Annotated in this window: 19 protein-coding genes and 1 tRNA gene; 14 read left to right on the forward strand and 6 right to left on the reverse strand. The window is 29.0% G+C overall.

Features of this window, described 5'->3' with window-relative positions:
- Nucleotides 1-10: 10 nt before the first annotated feature.
- From RSC72_RS09880 to RSC72_RS09890, 3 genes are all read right to left on the reverse strand, one after another.
- Nucleotides 11-2,410, reverse strand: a complete 2,400-nt coding sequence (locus RSC72_RS09880; RefSeq protein ID WP_332545618.1) for a hypothetical protein — start codon at nucleotides 2,408-2,410, stop codon at nucleotides 11-13.
- Nucleotides 2,411-2,481: 71 nt separating this feature from the next.
- Entirely contained in the window at nucleotides 2,482-3,690 is a 1,209-nt protein-coding gene (locus RSC72_RS09885; RefSeq protein ID WP_332545619.1) for an acyltransferase family protein, read from the reverse strand.
- A gap of 79 nt (nucleotides 3,691-3,769) precedes the next feature.
- Complete coding sequence (locus RSC72_RS09890) at nucleotides 3,770-4,915, reverse strand: DEAD/DEAH box helicase (protein ID WP_332545620.1); 1,146 nt, start codon at nucleotides 4,913-4,915, stop codon at nucleotides 3,770-3,772.
- A 295-nt stretch (nucleotides 4,916-5,210) separates the two neighbouring features.
- Here RSC72_RS09890 and RSC72_RS09895 point away from each other — a divergent pair, with 295 nt between their 5' ends.
- Both RSC72_RS09895 and RSC72_RS09900 read left to right on the forward strand, forming a co-directional pair.
- Complete coding sequence (locus tag RSC72_RS09895) at nucleotides 5,211-6,383, forward strand: trans-sulfuration enzyme family protein (protein WP_332545621.1); 1,173 nt, start codon at nucleotides 5,211-5,213, stop codon at nucleotides 6,381-6,383.
- Nucleotides 6,384-6,479: 96 nt separating this feature from the next.
- Nucleotides 6,480-6,989, forward strand: a complete 510-nt coding sequence (locus RSC72_RS09900) for a hypothetical protein (protein WP_332545623.1) — start codon at nucleotides 6,480-6,482, stop codon at nucleotides 6,987-6,989.
- 38 nt (nucleotides 6,990-7,027) lie between these two features.
- Here the strand turns inward: RSC72_RS09900 and RSC72_RS09905 are convergent, their stop codons facing one another.
- The gene (locus tag RSC72_RS09905) at nucleotides 7,028-8,044 is read right to left on the reverse strand and encodes a threonine aldolase family protein (RefSeq protein WP_332545624.1); all 1,017 of its coding nucleotides are present in this window, start codon (nucleotides 8,042-8,044) and stop codon (nucleotides 7,028-7,030) included.
- Between the two features lie 95 nt (nucleotides 8,045-8,139).
- Between RSC72_RS09905 and RSC72_RS09910 the strand changes: the two genes are divergently transcribed.
- From RSC72_RS09910 to RSC72_RS09925, 4 genes are all read left to right on the forward strand, one after another.
- The gene (locus RSC72_RS09910) at nucleotides 8,140-8,811 is read left to right on the forward strand and encodes a response regulator transcription factor (RefSeq protein WP_332545625.1); all 672 of its coding nucleotides are present in this window, start codon (nucleotides 8,140-8,142) and stop codon (nucleotides 8,809-8,811) included.
- The gene (porY, locus tag RSC72_RS09915; protein WP_332545626.1) at nucleotides 8,812-10,089 is read left to right on the forward strand and encodes a sensor histidine kinase; all 1,278 of its coding nucleotides are present in this window, start codon (nucleotides 8,812-8,814) and stop codon (nucleotides 10,087-10,089) included.
- 63 nt (nucleotides 10,090-10,152) lie between these two features.
- Complete coding sequence (locus tag RSC72_RS09920) at nucleotides 10,153-10,581, forward strand: PepSY-like domain-containing protein (protein WP_332545627.1); 429 nt, start codon at nucleotides 10,153-10,155, stop codon at nucleotides 10,579-10,581.
- Between the two features lie 93 nt (nucleotides 10,582-10,674).
- Nucleotides 10,675-11,139 (forward strand): PepSY-like domain-containing protein, encoded by a 465-nt coding sequence (locus RSC72_RS09925; protein WP_332566189.1) that lies wholly within the window; start codon nucleotides 10,675-10,677, stop codon nucleotides 11,137-11,139.
- Between the two features lie 39 nt (nucleotides 11,140-11,178).
- Here RSC72_RS09925 and RSC72_RS09930 read toward each other — a convergent pair whose 3' ends face one another.
- On the reverse strand, nucleotides 11,179-11,826 hold the full coding sequence (locus RSC72_RS09930; RefSeq protein WP_332546469.1) for a protein-L-isoaspartate(D-aspartate) O-methyltransferase: 648 nt from the start codon (nucleotides 11,824-11,826) through the stop codon (nucleotides 11,179-11,181).
- A gap of 70 nt (nucleotides 11,827-11,896) precedes the next feature.
- Here RSC72_RS09930 and RSC72_RS09935 point away from each other — a divergent pair, with 70 nt between their 5' ends.
- The 3 genes from RSC72_RS09935 (at nucleotide 11,897) to RSC72_RS09945 (ending at nucleotide 14,350) form a co-directional block, all read left to right on the forward strand.
- Entirely contained in the window at nucleotides 11,897-12,901 is a 1,005-nt protein-coding gene (locus RSC72_RS09935) for a Gfo/Idh/MocA family protein (protein WP_332546468.1), read from the forward strand.
- A gap of 128 nt (nucleotides 12,902-13,029) precedes the next feature.
- Entirely contained in the window at nucleotides 13,030-13,920 is an 891-nt protein-coding gene (locus RSC72_RS09940; protein WP_332546466.1) for a 3-hydroxyacyl-CoA dehydrogenase family protein, read from the forward strand.
- 7 nt (nucleotides 13,921-13,927) lie between these two features.
- Nucleotides 13,928-14,350, forward strand: coding sequence for a PH domain-containing protein (locus RSC72_RS09945; RefSeq protein ID WP_332546465.1), 423 nt, complete (start codon nucleotides 13,928-13,930; stop codon nucleotides 14,348-14,350).
- Nucleotides 14,351-14,418: 68 nt separating this feature from the next.
- Here the strand turns inward: RSC72_RS09945 and tpx are convergent, their stop codons facing one another.
- The gene (gene tpx / locus RSC72_RS09950; protein WP_332546463.1) at nucleotides 14,419-14,919 is read right to left on the reverse strand and encodes a thiol peroxidase; all 501 of its coding nucleotides are present in this window, start codon (nucleotides 14,917-14,919) and stop codon (nucleotides 14,419-14,421) included.
- A gap of 109 nt (nucleotides 14,920-15,028) precedes the next feature.
- On the opposite strand from tpx, the gene RSC72_RS09955 reads away from it, so the two are divergent.
- The 5 genes from RSC72_RS09955 to RSC72_RS09975 all read left to right on the forward strand — a co-directional run.
- Nucleotides 15,029-16,210 (forward strand): pyridoxal phosphate-dependent aminotransferase, encoded by a 1,182-nt coding sequence (locus tag RSC72_RS09955; protein ID WP_332546462.1) that lies wholly within the window; start codon nucleotides 15,029-15,031, stop codon nucleotides 16,208-16,210.
- A 203-nt stretch (nucleotides 16,211-16,413) separates the two neighbouring features.
- A tRNA-Met gene (locus tag RSC72_RS09960) sits at nucleotides 16,414-16,487 on the forward strand.
- Between the two features lie 148 nt (nucleotides 16,488-16,635).
- The gene (locus RSC72_RS09965; protein WP_332546461.1) at nucleotides 16,636-17,688 is read left to right on the forward strand and encodes an NAD(P)/FAD-dependent oxidoreductase; all 1,053 of its coding nucleotides are present in this window, start codon (nucleotides 16,636-16,638) and stop codon (nucleotides 17,686-17,688) included.
- A 184-nt stretch (nucleotides 17,689-17,872) separates the two neighbouring features.
- Nucleotides 17,873-20,719 carry a T9SS type A sorting domain-containing protein gene (locus RSC72_RS09970; RefSeq protein WP_332566190.1) on the forward strand — a complete coding sequence of 949 codons (2,847 nt, stop codon included), beginning with the start codon at nucleotides 17,873-17,875 and terminating at the stop codon, nucleotides 20,717-20,719.
- Nucleotides 20,719-21,579: hypothetical protein (locus RSC72_RS09975; RefSeq protein WP_332578486.1), on the forward strand; the 861-nt coding region annotated here is incomplete at its 3' end. The genes RSC72_RS09970 and RSC72_RS09975, both read left to right, overlap by 1 nt.

A 21,579-nucleotide genomic window follows, 5' to 3' on the forward strand; every position in this document is an offset into this window, starting at 1 on the left:
CAACCTTTTTCTATTCTTGTTTGTTGTAAATTTCTTTTACAATTTCACTTAATTCTGAAACAGAAGTTATTTTTTTCTGTGTTTTAATTTTTTTATCAATATATAATTCTACCAAATATTCATTTCCATTTTCGGTTATTTTCGCTCCAATTTCAGGTTTTCCGTTTTCATCATATCGTAAGCTCGAGATTAGTTTATAATTATCAGAAAAATTAAATGAGAGGTTTTCTAAATCTTTTAGATCTTCTAAGTTTTCAGATTTGAAAACTTTAATAAATTGATCAAAAATAGCTTGAATATTAGAATTTGGTTGAATAGAAATTGCATTGTAAATTAAACCAAAAAGTGGATTTATTTCATGATCTAATTTGTCATACAAAACTTCAAATTCATTCATGTTTTTTATTTCTTTTTTGAGTTTATTATTCTCTAAAAAATAAAATGTAATTGAATTTGGAGTTGCTTCTCTTGTCTCTTTTTGTTGATTATTTGTAATTAATTTTCCATTATTATCATATATAGAAACCAATAAATGTGTTGTGTTTTTCTCTATTTTTATAGATGTATTTTTTTCTAAATCTTTTATTGTAAGCTCATTATTGGTTAACACAAAAGAAATTCGATTAAAGTAGTGCATCGCAAAAATATTAATATCAAATGTATTTGGTTTACCATCTTTATAGCCTGTAACAATCAACGTATTTCTTCCGTTTTCAGAATATTCAATTCCATCTATTATTTTACCATTTTTGAAAGTTGTTTTTATGTCATATTCGTGGAAATTATAATTATCTAATTGCTTCATAAAATCAAATGAATATTGGTATTTTAATTCACCTTTTTCGTAATAATCTACTAACGGGATTTCATTTAGAATAATTTCATTGATAAAATAGCCTTCAAATGGTTTTTCATTTTTGAATATTCCTGTATAAACAGACTGAGGTTTTTCTTTTATTAAAAAGTTGCGGTAAGTTTTCGTTTTTATTTGATTATTTTCATAAGTTTCTAAAACGATAGTTCGATTAGAATTTTCATCAAATTCTTCTTTTTGAATTAAATATCCGTTTTTATATATCTCTTTTATATTGTCCTCAATAATAGTTCCAGCAAAAGGTTTTCCGTTTTTGTATTCACTTTGATAGGTTAAACTATCATTTTTATATATTTTTCGATAACCGTCCAATAATCCATTTTTCATTTCAAACTCTTCCTCAGGATTATCGTTCCAACGACTTACAAATATTTTCTGAACACCTTCTTGTTTCTGATTTTTATATTGTAATAGTTGAACTTTATCGTTTACATTCAAGAAAAATAATCCATTGTCTGGTGTTCCATCTTTATATATTCCTTTCGCAATAATTTGATTATTTTCTGAATTTTTAGTGATTACTTCATCTATTATTTTACCATTTTTCATTTGATAAATAGTAACATTATCGCCAATTGTATCGCTGAAAAATCCATCAAATGGTTTATCATCTTTATATTTCGAAACATTTTCTTTTCCATCTACAAACAAACTTACTTCTGTTTTATCTCCATTTATTCGTTTTGTTATTTTTGCTGGTTTTTCATCTAAATAATACTCTGTTTCTGTAGAAGAATAAGAATTATTTGTAGAAATAGTTTCCTTTTTAGATTTTATTGCAACAGCAAATTCATTTCTGGTATAATATTCTATATTTGTTTTAGCTCTTTCTGTATTCTCCGTAATTAACTTTCCTGCTTTATCCCAAAAAATAGTTTTTAGTGTAGTGTAATTACTAATTGTTTCTTCTTTTGCTTTTTTTCCGTTATCCCAATATGTTATCTGAGTATAAACTTTATCTTTTTCTTTCGAAATTCCGCTATAATCAGATGTCTGAACTCCCATAACTAAAGGAATATCACGATCTTCCTCTTCATTTTTTTTAAATGGATTATCATAATTTAATTTTGGCTTTTCGGGAGAAAAGTAACCAATGTATTCGTGATTTTTAATTTCTCCTTTTATTAATTCTTTATCATTAAAATAGACAACGATATTACTTTTTTCCCCGTTTTTATTATACGTTATTTTCTTCCAAACAGAACCGTTCGGGTTATAATATGTTAATTCTTTTACCGAACTTTTATTCAGATTTTGACGAAAACCATTATCAAATCCATTATTATCATACCAATACACATCACCAACATATTTATGCTCATCATTTGAATAAATATATCCCTGAAATTGAAGTGTACCGTCTTTGTAATAATCTTTCAAGAGAACTAAATCCCCAACTTTTTTTAACGGTAAAGGTCGATGAAAACTTGAATTTTGTTTTGTTGTTTCTTTCCAATCTTTGTCAAAATAGATGGTATCTTGAGAAAATGATGTTGCTGAAAAGAGTAGCAGAAAATGAATAATGAAAATTCTCATAGTAGTATGGAGTTAGTTTTCTAAATATAACAAAAAAACCACTTCTATGTGAAGTGGTTTTGAAATTATAATTAAACCTTTATATAAATTTTATTTTTATCTAACCAATACGCCAACAACCAAAAAACGGCTAAAAATAGTAGGGAATAAACAAATGAACCAACTTCTGGTATTCCCGGAATTTTTGCACAAACATTTTGGTAAAACCAGCCTAAAGGAGAAATATAATTGATTTCGCCTTTATCATTTAATCCACCATCAATTCGTATCAAACCTAAAATGCGAGGTAATAATCCGCTTAAAACAAATATGAATAAAGGATTTTTTCCGAAAACGTCAAAAAACTTCATCAATCCATTTTTTATTCCAATAATTTCGATGAACCATATCATCGTTCCAATTGTTAAAATTGCTAATCCTGTTGTATTTAAAACATAAGAACTACTCCATATTTTTTTATTGAAAGGAAAATCTAATTGCCAAAAATAACCAATTGTTAGAGCTATACAACCAATTACAAATAAGCCCGACAACATTTTGTATTGTGTATTATTTGTCTCAGGTAAAGAACGGTTAAACCATGTTATATTTCCTTGTTTTTGAATATAATCTCCAATCAAATATCCAAATAAAACTTGCGGAATTGTTGCAATTGTACTATAAATACCTTCAGGATCAAACGGAATAGATTCGCCTTTGTATATATGTGCTAAACCAAGAATTTGATTGTCGAATGTTGTTCCGATAAATCCTTCGATAGAATAAGGGTCTGATCCGCCCATAAATTTTGTTAATAACCAATAAAAAAGTAGAATAAAACCGTTTATCCATAAAACTGTTTTTTGTTTAAAATAAAATGCAATTATAGATGCGAAGAAATAGGCAATTGCGATGCGTTGTAAAACGCCCATTATTCTAATTCCAACTTCGTCTGAGTCTTGCCAAACTTTAAAAATTAATTCATTATTTTCCCATTTAAAAAATGGCCACCAATTGATAAATAGTCCAATTGCGAAAATGAGTAAAGTTCGTTTGATAACTTTTCTCCAAAAGATATGTTGAGGTTGTTGTTGCAATTTCGGAATTACAAATGCCATTGCATTTCCTACGGCAAATAAAAAGAAAGGAAAAACCAAATCTGTTGGTGTGCATCCGTGCCATAAAGCGTGTTCTAAAGGATCGAACATTGCCGACCAAGTGCCAGGATTATTTACCAATATCATCAACGCAACTGTTGCGCCACGAAAAACATCTAACGAATAGTAACGTGGTGGTTTCATTCTTAAGTTTTATATTATTTTTAAATATAAAAAAAACCACTTAATAAAAGTGGATTTTAATGTATTGAAATATGAATTTTTAATAACCGTGTAAATTAACGTCGTCAATAGAAAGTAAATCTACTTTGCGACCCATTTTTTTCTGAATGATTTTGAAATGATGTAAATCCTCTTCGGTAATCAAACTTATAGCTTTTCCAGATGAGTTTGCACGTCCTGTACGTCCAATTCTGTGAACATAATCAAGTGGCGAACGTGGTAATTCGTAATTTATAACCGTTGGCAATCCTTCGATATGGATTCCTCGTCCAATCAAATCTGTCGCTACCAAAACTTTAACATCACCAAGTTTAAAATCTTCCAAATTATCCATTCTGGCACCTTGCGATTTCTTGCTGTGAACTGCCATTGCCGGAATTTTATTCTTTTTCAGTTTTTCCACCAAATTGTCTGCCGTTCTTGTAGATGAAACAAAAATCAAAACTTGATCTAAATTTTCAGATTTTATTAAATATCTCAAAAATGGACCTTTTGTTTCGCCATCAACTTTATAAGCAATTTGTTCGATTTGATCCAAATCAATATCTTGTTTCTCAACTTCGATAACAATAGGGTTAATTTTTAAAGTTGCTTTAATTTCGTCCACTTTTTCATTTAAAGTCGCTGAAAATAAAATTGATTGTTTTTTTGCTGGAACTGCTTTTAAAATTCGATCCATTTCTTCGCCAAATCCCATCTGAAACATTTTGTCCGCTTCATCAATCACCAAATATTGCAATTGATCTAACGTAAATGCATTATGATCCATCAAATCTAACAAACGTCCAGGCGTAGCAATCAGAATTTCTGTTCCGTACAAATTTTTCATTTGCGGATTAATAGAAGTTCCTCCATAAACGGCTTGTGTTTTTACTTCACGACGTAAAGCTTCTTGTAAACCCACAAAAGTTTGTTCAATCTGAACTGCTAATTCACGAGTTGGTACTAAAATTAATGCTTTTATAGCACGAGATTTTTCGTATGATTGATGTTGAATTTTTTGTAATAATGGTGCAACAAAACACAACGTTTTACCCGAACCCGTTTTTGCAATTCCCATTACATCTTTTCCTTGTAAAATAGCCGGAATAGACTCGGTCTGAATTTCAAAAGGTTTGATGAAACCTAAATTTTTAGCAATTGCTTTTGATAAATATGGTGATAATCCTAGATTTTCGAATGACATAAATAATATTAAGTGTACAAAGGTAAACTTTTTGTAGCTGAAGTTAATAAAAGATTTAATTCATCATGATTTAATAACTTTTATAAAGATTAATTTTTTGTGAGACTTTTATAGGAATCTGCCATTTTTGAAGTTAGGCTTTTATACTGTTTTTAGGTAAAGTTTATATCATTCTAAATCTTAATCATTCATATTATTACTTTTCATATTAACGTATCAATAATAGAAAAATATTCTAAATAAAACTTTATTATTTATTTATGTCTTAATAAAACAATGTTTAAATTTGATTATTATGAAAAAAGATCAGTCTAAAGTTATTCGAGAGCAAGCTCCTAGATCAGCTACTAGAGAGCATTCGGTTCCATTATACCTAACCTCAAGTTTTATTTTTGATAGTGCAGAACAAGGTCGTGCAATTTTTGCAGACGAAGAGGAAGGAATGGTTTATTCGCGTTATGCAAATCCGAATACTTCGGAGTTTATAAACCGAGTTTGTAAATTAGAAAATGCAGAAGCAGGTTTATCTTTTGCATCAGGAATGGCAGCTGTTTTTGCTTCTTTTGCATCATTCATAAAAAGTGGTGATCACATTGTGTCTAGTCGTGCAATTTTTGGTTCTACACATCAATTATTAACACAATTATTTCCTCGTTGGGGTGTTACGCATACCTATGTTGATACACCAAATATAGAAGATTGGGAAAAAGCTATACAACCAACGACTCGTATAATATTTTTAGAATCTCCGTCTAATCCAGGTTTAGAATTGTTTGATTTAGCTGAATTAGGAAAGTTAAAAGAAAAATATCCACATATTATTTTTGCGATAGACAATTGTTTTGCGACACCATATTTACAACAACCTTTGCAATTTGGGTTTGATTTATCGATACATTCTGCAACAAAATATATGGACGGACAAGGACGCGTTTTAGGTGGAGTTGTAGTTGGTAAGCAAGAGTTGATTGATGAAATGTTATTTTTTATTCGCCATACAGGCCCTGCAATGTCGCCATTTAATGCTTGGACAATTTCTAAAAGTTTAGAAACTTTAGGACTTCGTATGGATCGTCATTGTAGTAACGCATTGGCTTTGGCAGAAGCTTTGGAAAATAATCAAGAAATAGAAGATGTTAAATATCCGTTTTTACCATCACATCCTCAATATGAATTGGCTAAAAGACAAATGAAAGCTGGTGGAGGAATTGTAACTTTTGAAGTGAAAGGAGGAAGAGAGCGTGCATTTAAATTTATAGATGCTTTAGAAATGATTTTGTATACATCTAATTTGGGCGATTCGAGAACAATTGCAACACATCCAGGCTCTACAACACATTCTAAATTGACAGAAGAGGAACGTATTAATTTAGGAATAAAACCAGGTTCTATCAGACTTTCGGTTGGTTTGGAAGATAAGGAAGATATTATCGAAGATATTTTACAAGCTTTAGAAAAGTCGAAGTAAAATTTAAATCATTGATTAATTGTTGATTAAAAATAATTTTTAAAAATTTATTCATTCCAGCATGGACTTTGCTTAGTCTAAATGAAAGTTTAGAATATGAAGAAGATTTTAATTTTTGGTTTTGTTTTATGCACAATGTCAAGTTATGCGCAACATAGACCAAATGATGGAAGTAATAGAAATGTAGATGCTTTAATAGAGCGAGCTGATTATTATGAAATTTCAAGTAGTCAAAAAAATAAAATTATCGCCTTAAAAAAGCAAGCAAGTAGAGATTTTGAACATATAGGAAGAGATCGTAATTTATCTGGATACGAAAAAGGTAGAAGAAAGCGAGAAATCTCGATCAATTTGCAACGTGATATTGATAGAATATTGAATGATAATCAACGTTATAAATGGTCAAATTCTCACAGAGATGATTATTATGAAGATCGTATTGATGATAGATTGGATCGTTTGGAAGATGAATATGAAAGAGATATCAAACGTATTGAACGTCGATATTCTTACGACAAAAATCTAATGAAACATAAAAAAGAAATCAGAAAATCAGAATATAAACGTACTAAAGAGCGTTTAGAAAATGTAAAAGATTATTATTAAAAAATATAAAAGCCGCTCAATTTTGAGTGGCTTTTAATTTATATGGATTGAATAAAATACTCTACTTTTTCTTCTGATGTCGCCCAAGAAGTAACAAGACGAATGGCAGATTTTTCTTCATCAATTTTTTCCCAAACAAAGAATTCAAAATGATGTTGAAGTTTTGCAATTAATTCATTCGGGAAAATAGGAAAAATTTGATTAGACGATGGCTCAGTTAAAAATTCAAAACCTTTGTTTGAAATGTTTTTCGCTAATTTTTCTGCCATTTTATTGGCATGTTTTCCCATTTCAAAAAATAAATCATTCCTAAATAATTCTGAAAACTGAATCCCAATCAAACGTCCTTTCGCTAACATTCCACCTTTTTGTTTGATATGAAATCTAAAATTTTCGTTCAAATCCAACTTGTTAAAAACAATAGCTTCTCCAATCAAAGCTCCATTTTTTGTTCCACCAATGTAAAAAACATCACACAAATTCGCCATATCTTCTAGCGTTAAATCACATTTTGATGAGGTTAAAGCTGAACCCAAACGTGCGCCATCAACAAAAAGAATCAAATTATTTTCTTGGCAGAAATTATATATTGATTTTAATTCAGCCTTCGTGTATACACTTCCAACTTCTGTAGAATTGGAGATATAAACCATTTTTGGTTTTACCATGTGTTCATCCGTATGCAATTTCAGGACTTTCTCTATTTGTATTGCCGAAATTTTCCCGTCCGATGTTGCAATCGTATTTATTTTATGTCCTGTTGCTTCTATTGCGCCAGTTTCGTGTACCGCAATGTGTCCAGTTTCTGCTGCAATTACAGATTCATAAGGTTTCAGAATAGAAGAAATTACAATCAAATTTGCTTGTGTTCCACCTGAAACAAAATGAATTTCTGCTTCTTTTTTCAATTGTTTTTTGATTAATTCCCGCGCTTCATCACAAAACTCATCTTCACCATAACCTATGGTTTGAGTAAGATTTGTTTCGACTAATTTTTGCAAAATTGCAGGATGTGCACCTTCGCTATAATCATTTTTAAAACTATATTTTTCCAAAATAAATTACTTTAATATAAAGGTTAAAATTACGAGTTTTCCTAAATCTTTCCCATTTTATATGGTAATTTTACATTGATTTTAAACAAATTTTGATGAAAATTTTGGTGGTAGAAGATGAGATAAAGTTACAAGAAACTATTATTGAATTTTTAGAAAAAGAAAAAATAATTGTAGAATCTGCAACTAATTTTTCCGAGGCGATTGATAAAATTACTTCGTTTGATTATGATTGTATTTTGTTGGATATGATGTTACCAGATGGTGATGGAATGGACGTTTTACGCGAACTGAAAAACTTACAAAAGAAAACTTCAGTTATTATTTTATCGGCAAAAGATTCTGTTGACGATAAAGTGGAAGGGCTTTTGGTTGGTGCGGATGATTATTTGGCAAAACCATTTCATTTTGCCGAATTATTGGCTCGTATCAAAGTTGCGATGCGTAAAAATCAACAACATGGAGAAGAAATTATTTCGTTCAAAAATCTTTCTATTTATCCCGAAGATCGCCGAGTTTTTGTAAATAATGAAGAAATAAAACTAAATCGGAAAGAATATGATTTGTTGTATTATTTTATGTTACGACCAGAGCGCGTTTTTCAGAAAACGATGCTTGCAGAAAGTGTTTGGGGCGATCATACTGAAATGGCAGATAATTTAGATTTTATTTATTCTCAAATAAAAAATCTTCGAAAAAAATTAAAAGAAGCAAACTCTGAAGCCGATTTACAAGCTGTTTACGGTGTAGGATATAAATTAATTTAGATGAAAATTTCTATAAAAAATTATACATTTCGATATTTAACTTTTTTGCTTTTAATAGTTATAGCAATTTGGGCTTTATTATTTCGTGGACTTATTTTAGATGAAGTATATGATAATGTTGACGATGGATTAAAAAATCAGAAAATAGAAATTATTCGTCATGCTTTTCTTGATCCTTCAATCGTAAAAACAAATGAATTTGGTTTAGCTCAATTCAAAATCATTCCAGTTTCTGTCGAAAATTATTCCGAATTTAATCATTTTTCGAATGAAATGATTTTTATGGAATATGACAATGATATGGAGCCATATCGTGTCATGAAAACGGGTTTTATTGGTGTAGATAAACAACATTATTCTTTAGAAATCAGAACTTCTACAGTAGAAGAAGATGATCTGATTTATGATTTGACGATTTCGTTGATATTTCTATATATTTTTATCTTGATAAGTGTATTGTTGATTAATTATTTTGGTTTGAACAAAGCATTCAAGCCATTTAGAGGAATTTTAAATCAAATTCAGCAATATCGTATTGGAGAATCTAAAAAGTTGGAAAATATTGAAACGAATGTAAAAGAATTTTTGATTTTACAAGAAAATTTTAAAGAAATGATGCTTCGAAATGAGCAAGTTTTTAGTGATCAAAAATTGTTTATAGAGAATGCTTCGCACGAGTTACAAACGCCTTTGGCAATTGCGCTAAATAAATTGGATTTATTGTTGGATGATGAAAAATTATCGGAAAAACAATTGACAGATTTAGCGGAAACTAAAAATACACTTTGGCGAATGGTGAATTTGAATAAATCATTATTAATGCTTTCTCGAATAGAAAATCAACAATTTTCGGAGAAGAAATTAGTTAATTTCACAACAATTATTCAAGATTTTATAGAAGATTTTGAACCTTTTATTGAATCGGAAAATATTAAGTTAGAATTTTTAATTCAACATGATTTTATTGTTGAATTTAATCCCGATTTAGCGCGTATTTTAGTTTCAAACTTGATTAGAAATGCAATAAAACACAACAATAATCAGAAAGGAATTAAGATTAAAAGTGAAGAAAATCAACTAATTTTTACAAATACGAGTAATCAAGTTGCGCTTAATCCAAAATTGATTTTTAATCGTTTTTACAAACAAGGAAATAGTGAGAATAGCAATGGATTGGGACTTTCTATTATTGATACAATTCTGAAAAATCAATCTTCAGTTCAGTTGAATTATAAATTTGAAAATTCATTACATCAATTTATTTTGAAAAAAATCTAAATTCCCAATTCTTTCCCAATTCGTATCGCAATTTTGTCCTGTAAAATTAAAAAATCAAACAAGATGAAAAAGTTATTAAGTATTGCGATGTTGGGATTTTCAATGATTTCTTTTGCGCAAGATAGAGCGATAAATTATAATCAAATGCCAAAAACAAGTCAGCAATTTGTGAACAAATATTTTGGAGTAAAACAAGTTGGTAGTACGATTTTGGATGATGATTATTTCTCGAAAGAATATAAAGTTTACTTGAATAATGGAACGAAAGTAGAATTTGAAGGAAATGGTTCTTGGAAAGAGATTGATGGTAACCATAACGCAATTCCGACGGGTTTTATTCCTGTGAAAATTACAAATTATGTAAAACGAAGTTTTCCGAATACGATGATTACAAAAATTGAAAAAGACCGAAATTCAATTGATATTGAATTAAACAATGGTTTAGATGTGGAATTTGATCGAAACGGAAATTTTGTAAGAATTGATGATTAAGTAAGAAAAGTTCAGTCCAAAAAGATTGAACTTTTTTATTGAATAACGTTTCGAAAAATGCTAAATTAGTTGCAACAAATTAGATTTATTTGAATGAAACGTTTTATCTATATATTTCTTTTGACGATTTCTTTTATTCCTTTTTCTTGTAAAAGTGATGATGGAATAAGTTATGAAGTAAAAAAAGTCAACAATACTGTATTGTCTATAAATTCTACTACTTTTCTGAAAACGCATTTTGCGCCATTTTCTGTAAAAGAAGTGATTCAATTTGAACCGCAAAAGCCAGATGGTTCTCTATATGAAGTAAATTTGAACGATCAATTTTTAATTGATTTTGATAAAATGGGTAACTGGACTTCAATCGAAAAAGTAGGAAAAAACCCTTTACCAAAAAATGTTGTTCATCAATCTATTCACCTTTATATTTCGAAAGCTTATAAAGATAAATTGATAGAGAAAATAAACCGAGAAAAAGATGGTTTTATCGTAGAATTAACCAATGATATAGACCTGAAATTTAATAAAAATGGAGAGTTTGTAGAGCATTTACCATAATACAAAAAACCACTTCAATTTCGAAGTGGTTTTTTATGTTTATTTATCACGACTTTCTAACATCGGTACAAATTTGAAATCTCCAAAAAGATATTTCTCAAATTTATCTTCTTCCAATCGAATAATTACAATCATTTGTTGCGATTTTTCTCCAACAGGAATCACCATAATTCCACCAATTTTAAGTTGTTGCAACAAATCAGTTGGTATTTCTGGCGCACCAGCCGTCACAATAATTTTATCAAATGGAGCAAAAGAAGGTAAACCTTTGTAACCATCGCCATACGTTTGATAGCGCGGTTCAAGATTTATTTTTTTTAGAATAATTTTAGAAAAATCAAACAATTCTTTTTGACGTTCTATCGTAAAAACTTCTGCGCCAATTGCGACTAAAACTGCTGTTTGATAACCAGAACCAGTTCCTATTTCCAAAACTTTTTCGGTAGGATGCACATCTAATAATTGCGTCTGAAAAGCAACCGTGTACGGATGCGAAATGGTTTGTCCTGCCGCAATAGGAAAAGCCTCATCTCGGTAGGCAAATTCTACAAAAGCACTGTCTAAAAAAAGATGTCGAGGAACAATATTTATTGCTTCAAGAACTTTTTTATCCTCAATTCCTTTGGTCATTAATAAATCAACCAACATCTTACGTCGTCCCTGATGTTTAAAATCGTCTACTGGCATGTTCCAAAATTTTTACAAAAATGCATTAAATACAACTAATTCTCATTAATTTTAACCCAAAATCTACCAAATGTTAAAAGTAGGAGTGATAGGTGCAGGACACCTTGGGAAAATTCATTTAAAATTATTAAATCAATCGGAAAAATACGAATTAATTGGCTTCTTTGACTCATTTGAAGAAAATGGAAAAAAAGTAGAAGCTGAATTTGGTTACAAATATTTTAGTTCGATGGATGATTTGATTGATGCAGTTGATGTTATAGATATTGTAACACCAACTTTATCGCATTATGAAGTTGCATTAAAAGTGATTGAAAAAAATAAACATTTTTTCATCGAAAAACCCGTTACACATACGTTAGAAGAAGCTGATCATTTGCTAAAATTGACAAATGAAAAAGGTCTTAAAGCGCAAGTTGGGCATGTAGAACGTTTCAATCCTGCATTTACAGCGGCTGCACCTTTTATAGACGAACCATTGTTTATAGAAACGCATCGTTTGGCAGAATTTAATCCACGTGGAACAGATGTTCCTGTTGTGTTAGATTTAATGATTCATGATTTGGATGTGATTTTATCAATCGTGAAATCAGAAATAAAATCAATTCATTCGTCTGGAGTTTCGGTGATTAGTGATACGCCTGATATTGCAAATGCACGTATTGAGTTTGAGAATGGTTGTGTTGTTAATGTTTCGACAAGCAGAATGTCGATGAAAAATATGCGAAAAATGCGTGTTTTTCAACGAAATGCTTATATTTCGATTGATTTCTTGACAAAAAAGACGGAAATCATAAAAATGCACAAAGCGCCAGAAAATCCAAACGAATTTGCAATGATTTTGGAAAATGATAAAGGAGATCGTAGAGAAATTTGTTTTGAGCATCCAGAAGTTTTACCAAATAATGCAATTTTAGATGAATTAGAAAGTTTTGCAGATTCTATCGAAAATAATTCTCCTATCAAAGTTTCGTTACAAGATGGACGAAATGCATTGAAAGTTGCGTTAGAAATTATTGCTTATTTTGAGAAAGAACAACAAGTTATCAAAAATCAAACAATAGATAAAGGATAATTCGAAGTTAAAAGTACGAAATCTTGTCAAGCTGAATTTATTTCAGCTTCTCATCAAAAAAGACTAAAAACGTACTTTGAATTTTGAATTACTAAAAATATAAATAATAAAAGCCAAACAAACAAAAGATGAAAAATATTACAGTTATTGGAGCAGGAACAATGGGAAATGGAATTGCTCATGTTTTCGCTCAATCAGGATTTAATGTTAATTTAGTTGACGTTTCTCAAGATAGTTTAGACCGTGGATTGAAAACTATTGCAGGAAATTTGGAACGTATGATTGCAAAAGCAAAAATTACAGAAGAAGATAAAACGGCAACTCTTAACAATATTACAACATACACAGATACAGCCGAAGCAGTAAAAAATGCAGATTTGGTTGTAGAAGCTGCAACAGAAAATTTAGATTTGAAATTAAAAATCTTCAAACAAATTGATGAAGCTGCGCCTACCAATGCAATTTTAGCGTCAAATACGTCTTCTATTTCTATTACGAAGATTGCGTCTGTTACCAATCGTCCAAAACAAGTTATCGGAATGCATTTCATGAATCCCGTTCCTGTAATGACTTTGGTAGAAATTATCAGAGGTTATGACACGACAGATGAAGTAACAAATACGATTATGGAAATGTCTACAAAATTAGGAAAAACGCCTGTTGAAGTAAACGATTATCCAGGTTTTATCGCCAACCGTATTTTGATGCCAATGATTAACGAAGCAATTTATTCGTTGTACGAAGGTGTTGCGGGCGTTAAACAAATAGACGAAGTAATGAAATTAGGAATGGCGCATCCAATGGGACCATTACAATTAGCAGATTTTATTGGTTTGGACGTTTGTTTATCAATCTTAGAAGTTTTATATGACGGATTCAAAAATCCTAAATACGCACCTTGCCCGTTGTTAGTAAACATGGTAACAGCAGGTAAAAAAGGAGTAAAATCTGGCGAAGGTTTCTATGATTATTCAGAATCGAAGAAAGCAGAAAAATTAGCTGTTCAGTTTGCGAAATAATAATTAAATGACAGCGGTTAAAAAAATATATACATCTAAAATAAGTTTAGGTATATTGATTTTTATAATCCTTGTATTTGTTATTTCAGGTTTTGTAATAATAGATTCAAATATTAAAAATAATTTTGGTGTAGTTGTTTATGTGTTAACAATTTTATTTATCGTATATCTTTTTGTAACAACAAATTATACGATTTATAATCAACAAACATTAATTGTGAAATCAGGTTTTTTAGTGAATAAAAAGATTGATATAAATTCAATCACAAAAATTTCTAAAACCAATAATCCAATAAGTTCACCAGCTTTATCATTAGATAGAATTGAAATATTTTATAATAAATATGATTCAGTAATAATTTCGCCTAAAAATGAACAAGAATTTATTCAAGATTTACAAAAAATAAATTCATCCATTATTATTGATTAAGCAAAAATAGTCAAAACAAAAAAGCGTTACTTTTCGGGTAACGCTTTTTATTTTGAAAACTATTTTTATTATTTTATAGCAGCCAAAGCATCTTTGTAATCTGGTTCTTGAGCAATTTCCGGAACCAATTCTGTGTAAGCAACTTCTCCGTTTGGATTAATCACTACAACAGCGCGAGCAAGCAAGCCATTCAATGGTCCATCAACCATTTTTACACCATAAGCATTTACAAATTCATCTGTTTTAAAATCAGACAAAGTCACAACATTTTCTAAACCTTCTGCTGCACAAAAACGAGATAAAGCAAATGGTAAATCCTTAGAAATACACAAAACTACAGTGTTCTCTGCAGAAGAAACTTCTTTATTGAATGTACGAACAGATTGCGCACAAACACCAGTATCTACACTAGGAAAAATATTTAAGACAACATTTTTACCAGCATAGTCAGCCAAGGTTTTTTCGCTTAAATCAGCAGCTGTTAATGCAAAACTTGGTGCTTTTTCTCCTACCGTTGGTAAACTTCCACCTGTGTGAATTGGATTTCCTTTAAATGTAATTTCAGCCATAATATTCTTATTTATTTAGATTTTTAATGATTAAAAGTAACAAAATAATACGTAGAAAAAAGTATCTTCGCATTAATAATTTATTACACACAAATAACTCACAAATATTATGCAACTTTCAAAACGTTTACAAAATTTGAAACCATCTGCAACAATTGCAATGTCTGCAAAAGCAAGAGAATTAAAACAACAAGGTATTGATGTTATCAGTTTAAGTATTGGTGAACCTGATTTTAATACACCTGATTTTATCAAAGAGGCAGCCAAAAAAGCAATTGACGAAAATTATTCGGGATATCCACCTATTGCTGGTTATGCAGATTTAAAAGAGGCAGTGATTACGAAATTTAAACGTGATAATAATATTGAGTATACAGCAGATCAAATTGTAGTTTCAACAGGAGCAAAACAATCTATTTACAATGTAATACAATCTATTATAGATGAAGGAGCAGAAGTTATTATTCCGACACCATATTGGGTTTCTTATTCTGATATTGTAGAATTATCAGGAGGAACACCCGTTTTTGTAGAAGGAACTTTAGAAGCTGATTTCAAAATTACACCAGCTCAATTAGAGGCTGCTATTACAGATAAAACAAGAGCAATTATTTATTCATCTCCATGTAATCCATCAGGATCTGTTTATACAGGAGAAGAACTAAAAGCTTTAGCACAAGTTTTAGCAAAACATCCAAATGTTATCATTATTTCAGATGAAATTTATGAGCACATTGTTTATGGAGAAAAAAATATTTCGATAGCATCTTTTCCAGAAGTTTATAACCAAACTGTAACAATTAACGGTTTAGCAAAAGCATTTGCAATGACAGGTTGGAGAATTGGTTATATCGGAGCGCCAGCTTGGTTAGCAAAAGCATGCGAAACATTACAAGGTCAAGTTACTTCTGGAGCAAATTCTATTGCACAACGTGCTGCAATTACAGCTTTAGAAGCAGATCCAAGCTCTTTACAATATATGATTGATGCATTTGCAGAACGTCGTGAATTGATGTTAGGTTGGGCAAGAGAAATTCCTACGTTTAAAGTAAACGAGCCAAAAGGAGCATTTTATTTATTTCCAGATGTAACAGCAACTTTTGGGAATACTTACAAAGGTGTAACAATAAACAATGCAGATGATTTGGCATTGTATTTATTAGAATATGCACAAGTTGCAGTAGTTTCTGGTTCGGCATTTGGTTCTAACAATTGTATTCGTATGTCGTATGCAGCATCTGTAGAAGAACTGCAAGAAGCGATGACGCGCATCAAAAATGCTTTAGCGTAATTCAAAATCAAAATATAAAACAGATAAATCCTCAAGTTTTGCTTGAGGATTTTTTTATTTGAGATAATTTTATGTTTTTTTTGAATTTAATTTTAATGAATTTCAATCAATTAGCCTATATGAGTGAGTTTTTATTGTATATTTTTTAAAAAATATTTGTTTTAATCAAAAATAACCTCTTATATTTGCACCACCAAAAACAAGGCGAGGTAGCTCAGATGGTTAGAGCGCAGGATTCATAACCCTGAGGTCGGCAGTTCGATTCTGCTCTTCGCTACAAGATTAAGGCAAATTCAAGATAATTGAATTTGCCTTTTTTTATTATCACAAAATTTTATAACACTTCTGATGATAATCATCGATTAATATATTCAAAATCTGTAAATTTGCAATCAATTTAGTAACATTCTAAATAAATTTTAAAAATGATTCAAACAGATATAATTATAATTGGAGCAGGACCAACGGGTCTTTTTGCTGTTTTCGAAGCTGGTTTATTAAAATTAAGGTGTCATATTATTGATGCTTTACCACAACCAGGTGGTCAGTTAACAGAGCTTTATCCAAAAAAACCAATTTTTGATATTCCAGGTTATCCTTCTGTTGGTGCTGGCGAATTGATTGATAATTTGATGGATCAAATTAAACAATTTGAACCAGGTTTTACATTAAGCGAACAAGCAACAACAATAGATAAGCAGGAAGATGGCTCTTTTATTGTTACCACAAATCGTGGGACACAGATACATGGAAAAGCTGTTGCAATTGCAGGAGGATTAGGATCTTTTGAACCTCGTAAACCAGTTATTGAGAATATTGCGAATTATGAAGAAAAAGGAGTCGAATATTTTGTTCGTGATCCTGAAATGTTTCGCGATAAAAAAATTGTAATTGCTGGTGGTGGAGATTCTGCTTTGGATTGGTCAATTTTCTTAGCCGAAGTAGCTGCCGATGTAACACTGATTCATAGAAGAAATGAATTTCGTGGAGCTTTAGATTCTGTTGATAAAGTGATTGAATTAAAAAAATCTGGAAAAATAAATCTAATAACACCTGCAGAAATTGTAGGAATAAAAGGAGAAGATAAGGTAGAAGGTTTGGTAATTGAAAAAGAAGGTGAAACTTTTGAAATCGAAACCGATTATTTTATTCCTTTATTTGGTCTTTCTCCGAAATTAGGTCCAATTGCAAATTGGGGATTAGAGATTGAAAAAAATGCAATTAAAGTGAACAATGCGTTAGATTATCAAACAAATATCGAAGGTATTTATGCTATTGGTGATGTAAATACATATCCGGGTAAATTAAAATTAATTTTATGTGGTTTTCACGAAGCAACCTTGATGTGTCAATCTGTTTATAATCGTTTAAATCCAGGTAAAAAGTTTGTCTTAAAATATACAACAGTTTCTGGTGTTGATGGTTTTGACGGAACACGAAAAGAAGCTGAAAAAGCAGTTGTGAAAGCAATAGATTAAATAGATTACTTTTTAAAAAATTTTAAAAAACCTTTTACGTAAAAGTAAAAGGTTTTTTTTGTTTTATAATAAAAAAATGTGTTTTAAATATTTTAAAAAAAAAATTAGTTAAGATGTTGATCATATATAAGATAAGGATAGTGTACTAGATAATTATTATATTCGTTTAATTAATTAACTATTTATGAATAAAATTTTACTTATTTGTTCACTATTGTGTGGATGCTCCTCTAGCTTGTTAGCTCAAGATTCTACTATTAAATTTTCAATTCTTGATATAGATTCTAAAGAAGGAGCTAATATTAATATGATAACTTCTTTAGACAATAAGATTGCTTTTGTGGCAGAAAGAAAATCTGGAGAAAGAAAACTTTTTACTTACAATGAACAAAATGGAATTAATGAGTTATTAAAAAAAGATGATTTTGGAATCTTGAGTTCCAATAAATCACTTGTGAAATTAAATATTAATAATTTATTTTTTGTATCTGAGAAAAATAGTAAATCATATTTAAATATAGTAAACCTTCAAAATTCAGAAGCTCAAGAAATTAAAGAATTATTTTATTTTGATAATGAGTATGCTTTATATCAAGATAAATTATTTTATTTGGCTAAAGAATCTAACAATAGTTCTAAGAAAAATATTTATGTATCAGATGGTACTAAAAATGGTACAAAAATTATTGTTACAGAAAATTTGTCTGATATAAGAAACCTAAAGAATAGCAATAACGAGTTGCTTTTTACTGCAACAGAGAATAGCATTATACAAATTTATAAGATTACTGAAGATTTAAAAGTAAAAAAAATATCAGATTTTACGTCATCTTTTTCAGGATTTAGTGAAGCGATAAGTTTTAATAATAGTTATTATATAGGTACAAGTAATTATGTAGATTTTCCTGAAATAAAGAAGTGTACAAATGGAAAATGTGAAACTTTTTTAAAGTATAAAAATAATAATATTGCGACAAATTTTAATTCATTTATTTTTGATAATAGATTATATTTTGGCTATACTAAAGGCGAGTCTTACGAAGATCTAAATGAATTATACTCGACTGATGGAACAGTAGGAAATACAGTGAAAGTTGATACTGAAAATCAAAAAACGTATTTGTTAGACAATAAGTTGAAGTATATAAATTTTAAAAATAACATCTATATTATTCTACAGGAAGTTATTGGAGGTCAGTATTCTAATTCTCTTTTTAAGCTAGAAAACAATCAGTTAAAAAAGTTTTATACTATTTATAGTACTTATAGTGATTTATATGCTTCGGAAAATAATATTTATTTTTTAGGGAATAATTATGAAGATTATAATAATATTAAATTAATCAAAAGTGATGGGACAATTACAGGAACGTTAGCTGTTGATGAAACGAAAAATTACTCAAATTCATTAGGAATAATTAATAATAATATTTACTATCAAAAAAGCGATGAATTGAATGGTAACGAATTATGGACTTATGATGAGAATACAAATACAAATAAGTTTATTCGTAATATAAATTATCAGAATAGCGGAGAAGTTATAGATATGACGCCTATTGGTAATAATGTATTTTTTAAAGGAAATATTAATAAAGCATATAGTACTTCTGGATCTGTAGTTGTCAATCATCCAACTAGTTTAGAAAAAGAGTCTTATGGTAAACAATCTTTTATTGAAAGTAATGATGATGTAATTTCTGTATCATCAATTGCGGAGAAACATGTTTTTTCTATCTTAAATGAAAGCACTCAGAAATTTGACCCAATTTTAACAGTTTCCACAGGATTTGAAGGATATCCTAACTTGATACAAACAATAGGAGATAATGTCTATTTTAAATCACATCACATCAATGATCCTAAACAGTATTATAATTTACAGCTTAATTATTTTAATAAAAAAACAAAAGAAATTGGAGCTGTTAAGAAACCTGACAATACATTTATTCAGAAATTAGGTTCTAATTATACAGGATTATACGAGTATAACGGAAATTATTATTACACAACAGACGGTGATAATAAAGGGACAATATTACAATTAAATCCCACAATAAATACAACATCTATAGCATATCAATTTAAATCTGGATATGATTCTGATCAAGCTATTTTTGTAGCAAAATTTAAAGATAAAATAATTGTAGAGCATGCAGGTCAATTGTATTATTTTGATGGACAAACTATGACAAAATTTGCAGATGGTAAAGGTCTAAAACTATATTTTCCTAAAAAAATAAGTCAAAATACATACGCTACAATTAATGATAAATTATTGTTTTTGAAACCTACAGCTAATGATTATATTTTTGAATTATGGTCTACAGATGGAAAGAACGAAGAAAATTTGAAACTGAATTTGGAGGAGAATTTACATTCATTTCAAAATTGTAACAATAAATTCTACTTTGTTGCAGGTAAATATTTATATGAAACGAATGGAAGTGCTATTGGTACAAAATTTATAGATATTATGGATCATGGTTATAATATTAATTACACTTCAATCAAATGTTATAAAGATAATTTGTTTTATGTAGGAGATTATTATGGTAGTAAGATTAATGTGATAAATGGTAATGATAATAAAGCATTTGATATAAAATTTAATGAATTGCCAGATTTAGTTTTAAATCTTAATTATGTTTACGATATGGAGATTATTAATGATAAAGTTTTTCTTAACATGTATCATCATTATGCAGGTAAAGAAGTGTTTGTTACTAATTTTAAAGATTTTAATTTAGCAGATTTATCAATAAATGATCAAGATAATCAAAACTATAAAAAAGATAAAATATTAGTATACCCAAATCCTTTTGATAATCAACTAACAATAAAAAGAAATAGTAACGAAGTAATAAAAGAGGTAAGATTATATGATTTACTTGGAAAAATAATTTTCACAAAAAAAATAAATAACCAAGAGGTAAAGCTATCTACGGAACAATTAAAACAAGGAGTTTATTTATTACAAACAATAACAACCGACAATAAAATTTATACGAATAAGCTAATTAAAAACTAATGAAGACATATTTACTGTTATTAAGTTTGATATTTATACAGCATAATGCACAAGCTCAACAAGAGATTAATTTTAAAACAATTGATGTTATAAAGTCAGAAGATTCTAATCCAAATAGTCTTGTTTCTTTAAAAGATAAAGCTTATTTTTTTGCCAATAGTGGTAAAAATTATAGTGATTATTATTTATGGAATTTAGATAAGAATTCTAAAAAAATAGAACAATCAAATTTTACTGTAAAAGGAAATTATAATAAAGTATCATTTATTGGAAATTTAGATGAAACAATTTATTATGTAGATGAGAATAGTTACGATAATAAAAAATTGTACTTGCTTTCAGAAACTAATGGAGAACAGAATGTTTTATCAAATTTTACTGAATTTAATATTCTGCAAAAACAACCTAGTTTTTTGATTATTTCCTATGTACAAAATAAAATACACCATATTGCTCGTCTAACAAGTACCGGTATAGAAGAGTTAATAAATACAAATGATGATTCTTTAAAAAATCAAGTAATAGACAATCATACTATTTATTTTGTAAGTGATCTTAAGGTTATAAAATTTGATATTAATACAAAAATAAAAGAAGAGATTATAATTCCTGCAGGATCTGAGTTTGAACAATCATATTATACTATTTCTCAAAATTTATTTAACGGAAATATATATTATACTTCCTTAAATAAAACAACTTGGCAACGAAAGATTATAAAATTTAATATAGCTTCTGAAGAATTTGAAACACTAAATCTTACTGCAAGCAATATTAATAATTTTTATTCTACAACCAATTTCGCAGTATTTACTGCAAATAATATCAATTATAAGATTGATAAAAACAATAATATAGCA

It is taken from the genome of Algoriella sp., assembly GCF_036647415.1.
Classification (GTDB): Bacteria; Bacteroidota; Bacteroidia; order Flavobacteriales; family Weeksellaceae; genus Empedobacter.

Coding starts and splice junctions, on each gene's coding strand:
- RSC72_RS09935 (WP_332546468.1), top strand. CDS start 11,897: ATGTTAAAAGTAGGAGTGATAGGTGCAGGACACCTTGGGAAAATTCAT.
- RSC72_RS09965 (WP_332546461.1), top strand. CDS start 16,636: ATGATTCAAACAGATATAATTATAATTGGAGCAGGACCAACGGGTCTT.
- porY (WP_332545626.1), top strand. CDS start 8,812: ATGAAAATTTCTATAAAAAATTATACATTTCGATATTTAACTTTTTTG.
- RSC72_RS09890 (WP_332545620.1), bottom strand. CDS start 4,915: ATGTCATTCGAAAATCTAGGATTATCACCATATTTATCAAAAGCAATT.
- RSC72_RS09940 (WP_332546466.1), top strand. CDS start 13,030: ATGAAAAATATTACAGTTATTGGAGCAGGAACAATGGGAAATGGAATT.
- RSC72_RS09930 (WP_332546469.1), bottom strand. CDS start 11,826: ATGCCAGTAGACGATTTTAAACATCAGGGACGACGTAAGATGTTGGTT.
- RSC72_RS09970 (WP_332566190.1), top strand. CDS start 17,873: ATGAATAAAATTTTACTTATTTGTTCACTATTGTGTGGATGCTCCTCT.
- RSC72_RS09880 (WP_332545618.1), bottom strand. CDS start 2,410: ATGAGAATTTTCATTATTCATTTTCTGCTACTCTTTTCAGCAACATCA.
- RSC72_RS09900 (WP_332545623.1), top strand. CDS start 6,480: ATGAAGAAGATTTTAATTTTTGGTTTTGTTTTATGCACAATGTCAAGT.
- RSC72_RS09895 (WP_332545621.1), top strand. CDS start 5,211: ATGAAAAAAGATCAGTCTAAAGTTATTCGAGAGCAAGCTCCTAGATCA.
- tpx (WP_332546463.1), bottom strand. CDS start 14,919: ATGGCTGAAATTACATTTAAAGGAAATCCAATTCACACAGGTGGAAGT.
- RSC72_RS09945 (WP_332546465.1), top strand. CDS start 13,928: ATGACAGCGGTTAAAAAAATATATACATCTAAAATAAGTTTAGGTATA.
- RSC72_RS09885 (WP_332545619.1), bottom strand. CDS start 3,690: ATGAAACCACCACGTTACTATTCGTTAGATGTTTTTCGTGGCGCAACA.
- RSC72_RS09955 (WP_332546462.1), top strand. CDS start 15,029: ATGCAACTTTCAAAACGTTTACAAAATTTGAAACCATCTGCAACAATT.
- RSC72_RS09925 (WP_332566189.1), top strand. CDS start 10,675: ATGAAACGTTTTATCTATATATTTCTTTTGACGATTTCTTTTATTCCT.
- RSC72_RS09910 (WP_332545625.1), top strand. CDS start 8,140: ATGAAAATTTTGGTGGTAGAAGATGAGATAAAGTTACAAGAAACTATT.
- RSC72_RS09920 (WP_332545627.1), top strand. CDS start 10,153: ATGAAAAAGTTATTAAGTATTGCGATGTTGGGATTTTCAATGATTTCT.